We start from the raw sequence: 8,755 nt of genomic DNA, 5'->3' as shown, positions 1-8,755 counted from the left end.
TGTTTGCTCGCACGAACATCATCAATCAAATCGGCGTTCTTGTTTCTGTGTTTCCCGGGATTCCGTGAAGAACCAAAAAAAAGGGGCGGTTTGACCCGCCCACATTTTTTCCCTATTCCCTGTAGTCCTTTTCATCGTCCTGATGAATCGCTTCCTGCGATGTCCGTTCCCCTCTTCCTTGAAGGGCGTGTCTGTCCGTCGACACAGTTCAGATACTAGAGAGTTCCCTGCCAGGTGCAATTGACCGGCATCGTCAAAAACGTTTGTCATATGCTATTAACAAAACAAAATATCTATATAAATCATACAGATAAAAATAATCGAGAAGGAAAATGGACGACGACTGCCTTGTAAAAATAACGAACACTTACGACAGAGTAAGCAAAGACTTACAGCGCAAGACTACAAACCCGCGGCAATCTCCGCCCACCTTGCAGGCAATAAAAAACCCCGAGTCAGTCGGGGTCTTTTACTACCGGTCAAACCGATCGCTTATTGAAACAGCGACTCGCTCGACAGGCCGTTTTTCTCGAGAATCTCCCGAAGACGCTTCAGGCCTTCCACCTGAATCTGTCTGACCCGTTCCCGGGTCAGGCCGATCTCCAGGCCTACGTCTTCAAGCGTGCTGCTCTCGTGACCGCGCAAGCCGAAGCGACGTACTACCACTTCGCGTTGCTTGTCGGTCAGCTCCGACAGCCACTGATCGATGCTTTGGGACAAGTCGTCGTCCTGCAGCAGCTCACAAGGGTCGGTTGGACGGTCATCAGTCAGGGTGTCCAGCAGGGTTTTATCCGAATCCGGACCCAGCGAGACGTCGACCGAAGAAACCCGCTCGTTCAAGCCGAGCATGCGCTTGACCTCGCCCACTGGTTTTTCCAGCAGGTTGGCGATTTCTTCGGGTGAGGGTTCGTGATCGAGTTTTTGCGTCAGCTCCCGTGCGGCCCGCAGGTACACGTTCAGCTCCTTGACCACATGGATCGGCAACCGGATGGTCCGGGTCTGATTCATGATCGCGCGCTCGATGGTCTGACGAATCCACCAGGTTGCGTAGGTCGAAAAGCGGAAGCCGCGTTCGGGGTCGAACTTCTCCACTGCCCGGATCAAGCCGAGGTTGCCCTCTTCGATCAGGTCCAGCAGCGACAGCCCACGATTGACGTAACGCCGGGCGATTTTAACCACCAGCCGCAGGTTGCTTTCAATCATGCGCTTGCGCCCGGCCGGATCGCCACTTTGCGACAAGCGCGCAAAATGAACTTCTTCTTCCGGGGAGAGCAATGGGGAAAAGCCGATTTCATTGAGGTACAGCTGCGTGGCATCAAGTGCCCGCGTGTAATCAATGTATTTGTGCTGTTTTAACGAAGCGGAGTGTTTGGATTTAGCACGAACGGAAGGTGGAGCTGCCCCTTCATCATTCGACATCGAATCCGTGGCGATGCCGGTCTCCATCAGGAGAACCTCATCGTCGATGTCAAACTCCGGCACTTCTTTACTGAGAGCCATTGTTATAGTCCTTTGGTGAGTTCGACCTCAAGCTCAAGCGGCGCCTTTATCCTTGGCAACGCTGGAGCCTGTTCCCTCTACGTGACGGAACAGGCTGGCTAACAAATCAACGACGTGGCAGGAATTGCAGCGGATCTACAGGTTTACCTTGGCGGCGAATCTCAAAATGCAGTTTCACCCGGTCTGTACCCGTTGACCCCATTTCGGCAATTGTCTGTCCGACTTTGACCTGCTGCCCCTCCCGAACCAACAGCCTGCGGTTATGTCCGTAGGCACTGACGTAGGTTTCGCTGTGTTTGATGATGACTAATTCGCCGTAGCCCCTTAAGCCACTCCCGGCGTATACCACCGTCCCATCAGACGCAGCTAAAACAGGCTGTCCCAAATCTCCGGCGATATCAATTCCTTTATTCAAACTACCGTTTGAGGAGAATTTTCCAATCAGAATGCCATTAGATGGCCACCCCCAGCCGGTCGGGGCCGGGCCGGCAGGAGGCAATGGAGCGGGTGCAGGTTTGTTGGCGACGGACGGTGCAACCACCGTAGTGCTGGTGGTTGCGCCATTCGGCTGGCGCCGGATTACCGTGGTTTTCAACGACGACGAAGGCGTTGAATCGGTAGTACTACCGACCGCTGTCGGCGTTGATCCGGTGCGACCATCGAAGCGAATTATCTGACCCGGATGGATCGTATAGGGCGTAGGAATGTTGTTCCGTGCTGCGAGGGCTTTGTAGTCCCAACCGTAGCGAAAAGCGATCGAGAACAGGGTGTCTTTTGGTCGAACGACATACTGGCCCGTCGTCGTTGCCGGACGTTGAGGGGCCGCGTTGTTGCGATCGACGACGCCGACGTTACTCGATTTGGTGCTGGAGCAACCGACCAGCAAGGTGCTCAAGACAAGGCCAGTCACCAGGCGCTGAAAGCTCGTTGTACTCATACGCTGCGCAATGACTGTGAGACTCACCCGCCGCTCCCTTTGTGGTGGCTGAAATTGTGGATTGCCGTGTTCCGGCTCGAGATGTCGCAAGTATAACGGGCCGGACAGGCTTTACCTTTAATGAAGCGAATTCGCTCCGCGCACACGTTTGCTGACTGACGATAAATACCGTTTAACCAATCGATGCCGCTGTAAGACACGGCCAATCGAAGAGAATTCAGCGCGCCAAAACAAATGCTCAGGCCAGTGGCCCGTTGAGCAATGGCACGAATCGCACCGCCCCCAGAACACGTCGGGAAAAGCCGTTTTCTTCGCGGATGATCAGCATCAATTGCTGCACTTCACCGGAGCCGACAGGGATGACCAGGCGACCACCCGGTGCCAACTGATCGAGCAAGGCCTGCGGCACATCGGTGGCCACTGCGGTGACGATAATGCCGTTGTAAGGCGCCAGTGCCGGCCAGCCTTCCCAACCATCGCCCCAACGAAACACCACGTTGCGCAGGTTCAGCTCCACCAGGCGTTCCTTTGCCCGATCCTGCAAAACCTTGATGCGCTCCACGGAAAATACCCGCTCGACCAGTTGCGACAGCACGGCCGTCTGGTAGCCCGAGCCGGTGCCGATTTCCATCACCTTGTCCAACGGACCTGCTTCCAGCAGCAGCTCGCTCATGCGCGCCACCATGTAAGGCTGGGAGATGGTCTGGTTGTGTCCGATCGGCAGCGCCGTGTCTTCGTAAGCGCGATGGGCCAGCGCTTCGTCGACGAACAGGTGACGCGGTGTACGGCGAATGACCTCCAACACCTTGGCGTTGGAAACACCTTCTTCATACAGACGCTGAATAAGGCGCTCGCGGGTTCGCTGAGAAGTCATGCCGATGCCGCGGCGCAGCATATCGTCTTGTTCACGAGACATTAGCGCAGTCCCTCCAGCCAGCCATCGAGACTTCTGAAGGCATCGTTGAAGGTGCGATCCAGTTGCAGCGGAGTGATCGAAACATAGCCCTGCATCACCGCATGGAAGTCGGTACCCGGACCGCCATCTTCAGCATCCCCGGCAGCAGCGATCCAGTAACCGGATTTGCCGCGCGGATCGACCACTTTCATCGGCGCCGCCGCACGGGCGCGATGCCCGAGGCGGGTCAGCTGGATGCCGCGGATATGGTCCAGTGGCAAATTGGGAATATTCACATTCAGCACCGTGCGCGGTGGCAGGTCGAGATCGCCATGGGCTTCGACCAGCTTGCGTGCAAAGTAGGCGGCTGTGGGAAGGTTCTCTACTTGTCGTGAGACCAACGAAAAGGCAAACGACGGACGCTCGAGGAAACGCCCTTCAAGGGCTGCTGCCACGGTGCCGGAGTACAACACGTCATCGCCCAGGTTGGCGCCCAGGTTGATCCCCGAGACGACCATGTCCGGTTGGCGCTCCAGCAAGCCATTGAGGCCCAGGTGCACGCAATCGGTGGGTGTGCCGTTCAGGCTGATAAAGCCGTTGGCCAGGGTTTGCGGGTGCAACGGACGGTCGAGCGTCAGCGAGCTGCTGGCGCCGCTTTTGTCCTGGTCCGGGGCGATAACCACGCATTCGGTGTAATCCGCCAGCGCAGCATAAAGCGCGGCGAGACCGGGTGCGGTTACCCCATCGTCGTTAGAAATCAGAATACGCATGGGCTGTCCGTCTGCCCCACCGGCACCAGATCAACAAGCTCGCGCACCAATACGGTGGCAAAGCATCCGGCCGGGAGGACGAATTCCAGTTGCAGAATGTCAGGCTCGGGATAATGCCACGTCAACCCGCCAATGGGCAGCCGCAGGATGCGACGTTCGTGGCTCATACCGGCGTTAATCAACCAATCTCGCAAGTCCGCTTCGCGAGCGGCGATGTCCTGCTCCAGTACATGGACAACGCCGGTCGCCGGCGAGTCACCTTCGCCCCACTGCGGGCCGGTCGGGTGCAGGTCGAGAATCGCAAGTCGCGGGTCGCTGCACTCCGCTTCACCGGCCGGAAAGAAGCTGCGGCTGTCAGTGAATGCCAGCAGATCACCGACCTGGGCTTGCTGCCAGGTACCGTCGGCAACACGCGCCGCCAACACCTGATTGAACAGAAAACTGCGCGCCGTCGAGAGCAGGCGCGAACGCACGTTGCGCTGTTCCGGCAACGCCTTGCGTGCCGCCCAGGCACGGGCATCGACCACGTTGCCGCCGTCGAAGCCGAAACGCTGGGCGCCGAAATAATTGGGAATACCTTGCTTGGCAATCAGCTGCAATCGCTCTTCAATCGCGGCTGTGTCGCCGGCGAATTGCGTCAGGCGCAAAGTGAAGCCATTGGCCGAGTGAGCGCCACGCTGCAGCTTGCGTTTGTGGCGACCGGTCTTGAGGATTTTAAGCGTATCGTTTTCCGCCGCCGACAGATCAGGATCGGCCTTGCCCGGCAGCTGCACGCTGAACCACTGGCGAGTCAGCGCCTGACGATCCTTGAGGCCCGCGTAGCTGACGGTGCGCAATGGCACGCCCGCTGCCTTGGCGATCCGCCGTGCCGCTTCCTCGGTATTCAGCCCGCGCTTTTCCACCCAGATCCACAAATGTTCGCCATCACCGCTGAGGGGGATGTTGAGCACTTCATCGACCTGAAAATCTTCCGCCGTGGCTTTCAATACTGCGGTGCCGAGGGCTTCGCCATAGGCCCGTGGGCCGAGCAACTGCAGTTCGTTCATGCGCGCAACAACAAGGCAACGGAATGCACGGCAATGCCTTCTTCGCGACCGACAAAGCCGAGCTTTTCGGTGGTGGTAGCTTTCACGTTCACTTGATCCAACTCAACTTGAAGATCCGCGGCAATCAGCGCGCGCATCGATTCGATATGCGGGGCCATTTTCGGCGCCTGGGCAACGATGGTGTTATCGACGTTGCCGACTTTCCAGCCCTTGGCGTGGATCAGTGCGACGACGTGACGCAACAGCACACGGCTGTCGGCGCCCTTGTAGGTCGGGTCGGTGTCCGGGAAATGTTTGCCGATATCACCCAGCGCAGCGGCACCGAGCAAGGCATCGCTCAAGGCGTGCAGCAGGACGTCACCGTCGGAGTGAGCGAGCAGCCCGAAGCCGTGTGCAATGCGCACGCCGCCTAGAGTAATGAAATCGCCTTCAGCGAAACGGTGCACATCATAGCCGTGGCCAATACGCATAAAAAAACGCCCCGATTTTTGTCAGGGCGTGATTCTACCTGCTTTGTCGAACATTAGGCGCTTAGAGCGCGCCCATGATGTTGCAAGTGGTCGTCGATGAAACTGGCGATGAAGAAATAGCTGTGGTCGTAGCCCGGTTGCAGGCGCAACGTCAGCGGATGACCGGCCAGTTTGGCCGCTTGTTGCAAGGCTTCAGGCTTGAGCTGGGTGGCGAGAAAATCGTCGCGATCACCTTGGTCGACCAGCAGCGGCAGCTTCTCGTCAGCCTCGGCGATCAGCGCGCAAGCATCCCATTCGCGCCACTTCGAACGGTCTTCGCCCAGGTAACGTGAGAAGGCCTTCTGACCCCACGGGCAGTCCATCGGATTGTTGATCGGCGAGAACGCCGACACCGATTGATAACGACCTGGATTGCGCAAGGCACAGACCAGTGCGCCGTGACCGCCCATGGAGTGACCGCTGATGCCACGTTTGTCCGATGCCGGGAAATGAGCTTCGACCAGTGCCGGCAATTCCTGCACGACATAGTCATGCATCCGATAGTGACGCGACCAGGGTTCCTGCGTGGCATTCAGATAAAACCCGGCACCCAGACCGAAGTCCCAGGCACCGTCCGGATCACCCGGCACATCAGGGCCGCGCGGGCTGGTGTCCGGCGCGACGATGATCAACCCCAGCTCGGCAGCCATGCGCAGTGCGCCGGCCTTGTGCATGAAGTTTTCGTCGGTGCAGGTCAGGCCGGACAACCAGTACAGCACCGGCAGCTTGCCGCCCTGCTCCGCTTGCGGCGGCAGGTACACGGCAAACACCATGTCGCAGCCGAGCACGTCGGAACGGTGCCGGTAACGTTTGTGCCAGCCGCCAAAGCTTTTCTGGCAGGAAATATTTTCCAGGCTCATGACCGACCTCAGAAGTGGATGACGGAACGGATGCTCTTGCCTTCATGCATCAGGTCGAACGCCTTGTTGATATCTTCCAGGCCCATGGTGTGGGTGATGAACGTGTCCAGCGGGATTTCGCCGGTCTCGGCCATTTCCACATAGCTTGGCAACTCGGTACGGCCACGCACACCGCCGAACGCGGAACCGCGCCAGACGCGACCGGTGACCAACTGGAATGGACGGGTGGAGATTTCCTGGCCGGCACCGGCGACACCGATGATCACCGACTCGCCCCAGCCTTTGTGGCAGCACTCAAGGGCGGCGCGCATCAATTGCACATTGCCGATGCATTCGAAGGAGAAGTCGACGCCGCCATCGGTCATGTCGACGATCACTTCCTGGATCGGACGGTCGAAGTCTTTCGGGTTCACACAGTCGGTTGCACCCAGTTGCTTGGCGATCTCGAATTTGGCCGGGTTGATGTCGATCGCAATGATGCGCGCAGCCTTGGCTTTTACCGCGCCAATCACCGCCGACAGACCAATGCCGCCGAGGCCGAAAATGGCCACGGTATCACCCGGTTTCACCTTGGCCGTATTGAGCACCGCGCCGATGCCGGTGGTGACACCGCAGCCCAGCAGGCAGACTTTTTCCAGTGGCGCTTCTTTAGCAATTTTCGCGACCGAGATTTCCGGCAACACGGTGTATTCAGAAAACGTCGAAGTGCCCATGTAGTGGAAAATCGGCTGGCCCTTGTAGGAAAAGCGCGAAGTGCCATCCGGCATCAGGCCTTTGCCCTGGGTCGCACGAATCGCCTGACACAGGTTGGTTTTGCCCGACAGGCAGAATTTGCACTGGCGGCATTCCGGGGTGTACAGCGGAATCACGTGATCGCCGACTGCAACCGAGGTCACGCCCTCGCCGATCGCTTCAACCACCGCGCCACCTTCGTGACCGAGGATCGACGGGAATATACCTTCCGGATCAGCGCCGGACAGTGTGTAGGCATCGGTATGGCAGACACCGGAGGCAACCACACGCAACAGGACTTCGCCGGCCTTGGGCATGGCGACATCGACTTCGACGATCTCGAGGGGTTTCTTGGCCTCGAAGGCAACGGCAGCGCGCGACTTGATCATGTGGATTCTCCAGTGAATAAAAACGAGACAAGGAGTGTAATACACCGCCTTACGGTGAATAATCCGGACAAAAGCAAAACATTATTGCTACACAGGGATAATCAACGATGGCCGAAAGCCGCTGGGAAGGGATAGACGAATTCGTCGCCGTGGCTGAATGCAGTCAATTTACGGCCGCAGCGGAACGTCTTGGGGTGTCTTCCTCCCATATCAGTCGACAAATCGTACGCCTTGAAGAACGCCTGCAAACTCGTTTGCTGTACCGCAGCACCCGCCGGGTCACGCTGACCGAAGCCGGGCAAACCTTCCTGCAACATTGCCAGCGCCTGCAAGACGGTCGCGAAGAAGCCTTGCGTGCAGTGGGCGACTTGACCAGCGAACCCAAAGGCATGCTGCGCATGACCTGCGCCGTGGCGTACGGCGAGCGATTCATCGTGCCGCTGGTGACGCGCTTTATGGGGCTTTACCCACAACTGCGTGTCGACATCGAACTGAGCAACCGCCCGCTCGATCTGGTGCACGAGGGCCTGGATTTGGCGATTCGCCTTGGACGCCTACAGGATTCGCGATTGGTTGCTACGCGTCTGGCACCCCGACGCATGTACCTGTGTGCATCACCCTCCTATCTGGAACGCTATGGCCGGCCGCACAGCTTGTCGGAATTGAGCCGCCACAACTGCCTCATTGGCAGCTCGGACATGTGGCAACTGGAACAGAACGGGCGGGAATTTTCGCAGCGGGTCCAGGGAAACTGGCGCTGCAACAGTGGGCAAGCGGTGCTGGATGCGGCACTACAGGGCGTGGGGTTGTGTCAGCTGCCGGACTATTACGTGCTGGAGCATTTGAAGAGTGGCGAATTGATTTCGTTGCTGGATGCGCATCAACCGCCTAATACGGCCGTTTGGGCGCTTTATCCACAGCAGCGGCATCTGTCGCCGAAGGTGCGAAAATTGGTGGATTATTTGAAGGAAGGGTTGGCGCAAAGGCCAGAGTACAGGAGCTGATGCATTTTTCAGTACCGGATGTGTTGACTGAGCCATCGCTTTCGCGAGCAGGCTCGCTTGTATGGTAGGACTTGAAGGGAGGAGGAGGGACTAGGCTCGATTCTGACTGTTGA

General features: G+C 58.1%; 9 protein-coding genes. 1 reads left to right on the top strand and 8 read right to left on the bottom strand.

Translation table 11 applies throughout. The features are described 5' to 3' along the window. Window positions 1-492 precede the first annotated feature (492 nt). The 8 genes from rpoS to AC07N8_RS29295 all read right to left on the bottom strand — a co-directional run bounded on the left by rpoS (window position 493) and on the right by AC07N8_RS29295 (window position 7,638). A complete protein-coding gene (gene rpoS, locus AC07N8_RS29330) occupies window positions 493-1,500 on the bottom strand; it encodes an RNA polymerase sigma factor RpoS (RefSeq protein ID WP_027924998.1) in 1,008 nt (335 codons plus the stop codon). Window positions 1,501-1,606: 106 nt separating this feature from the next. Next, the gene (locus AC07N8_RS29325; protein WP_483840463.1) at window positions 1,607-2,464 is read right to left on the bottom strand and encodes a peptidoglycan DD-metalloendopeptidase family protein; all 858 of its coding nucleotides are present in this window, start codon (window positions 2,462-2,464) and stop codon (window positions 1,607-1,609) included. A gap of 211 nt (window positions 2,465-2,675) precedes the next feature. Continuing rightward, window positions 2,676-3,311 (bottom strand): protein-L-isoaspartate(D-aspartate) O-methyltransferase, encoded by a 636-nt coding sequence (locus AC07N8_RS29320; protein ID WP_172825954.1) that lies wholly within the window; start codon window positions 3,309-3,311, stop codon window positions 2,676-2,678. Window positions 3,312-3,352: 41 nt separating this feature from the next. Then, window positions 3,353-4,102: a 5'/3'-nucleotidase SurE gene (gene surE / locus AC07N8_RS29315; protein ID WP_123433715.1), complete on the bottom strand. Its 750-nt coding sequence runs from the start codon at window positions 4,100-4,102 to the stop codon at window positions 3,353-3,355. Continuing rightward, on the bottom strand, window positions 4,090-5,148 hold the full coding sequence (truD, locus tag AC07N8_RS29310; RefSeq protein WP_493147218.1) for a tRNA pseudouridine(13) synthase TruD: 1,059 nt from the start codon (window positions 5,146-5,148) through the stop codon (window positions 4,090-4,092). Before truD ends, surE begins: the two co-directional genes overlap by 13 nt. Next, a complete protein-coding gene (gene ispF / locus AC07N8_RS29305; RefSeq protein WP_008154023.1) occupies window positions 5,145-5,618 on the bottom strand; it encodes a 2-C-methyl-D-erythritol 2,4-cyclodiphosphate synthase in 474 nt (157 codons plus the stop codon). Before ispF ends, truD begins: the two co-directional genes overlap by 4 nt. Before the next feature lie 53 nt (window positions 5,619-5,671). Further along, the gene (gene fghA, locus AC07N8_RS29300) at window positions 5,672-6,517 is read right to left on the bottom strand and encodes an S-formylglutathione hydrolase (protein ID WP_483840460.1); all 846 of its coding nucleotides are present in this window, start codon (window positions 6,515-6,517) and stop codon (window positions 5,672-5,674) included. An 8-nt stretch (window positions 6,518-6,525) separates the two neighbouring features. After that, the gene (locus AC07N8_RS29295) at window positions 6,526-7,638 is read right to left on the bottom strand and encodes an S-(hydroxymethyl)glutathione dehydrogenase/class III alcohol dehydrogenase (protein WP_027924991.1); all 1,113 of its coding nucleotides are present in this window, start codon (window positions 7,636-7,638) and stop codon (window positions 6,526-6,528) included. A gap of 107 nt (window positions 7,639-7,745) precedes the next feature. On the opposite strand from AC07N8_RS29295, the gene AC07N8_RS29290 reads away from it, so the two are divergent. Next, window positions 7,746-8,642 (top strand): LysR substrate-binding domain-containing protein, encoded by an 897-nt coding sequence (locus tag AC07N8_RS29290; protein WP_483840459.1) that lies wholly within the window; start codon window positions 7,746-7,748, stop codon window positions 8,640-8,642. Window positions 8,643-8,755: the final 113 nt, after the last annotated feature.

It is taken from the genome of Pseudomonas sp. GW821-FHT10C09, from assembly GCF_059415465.1.
The sequence above is the reverse complement of the archived record's forward strand: the minus strand, read 5'-3'. Positions and strand labels throughout refer to the sequence as shown.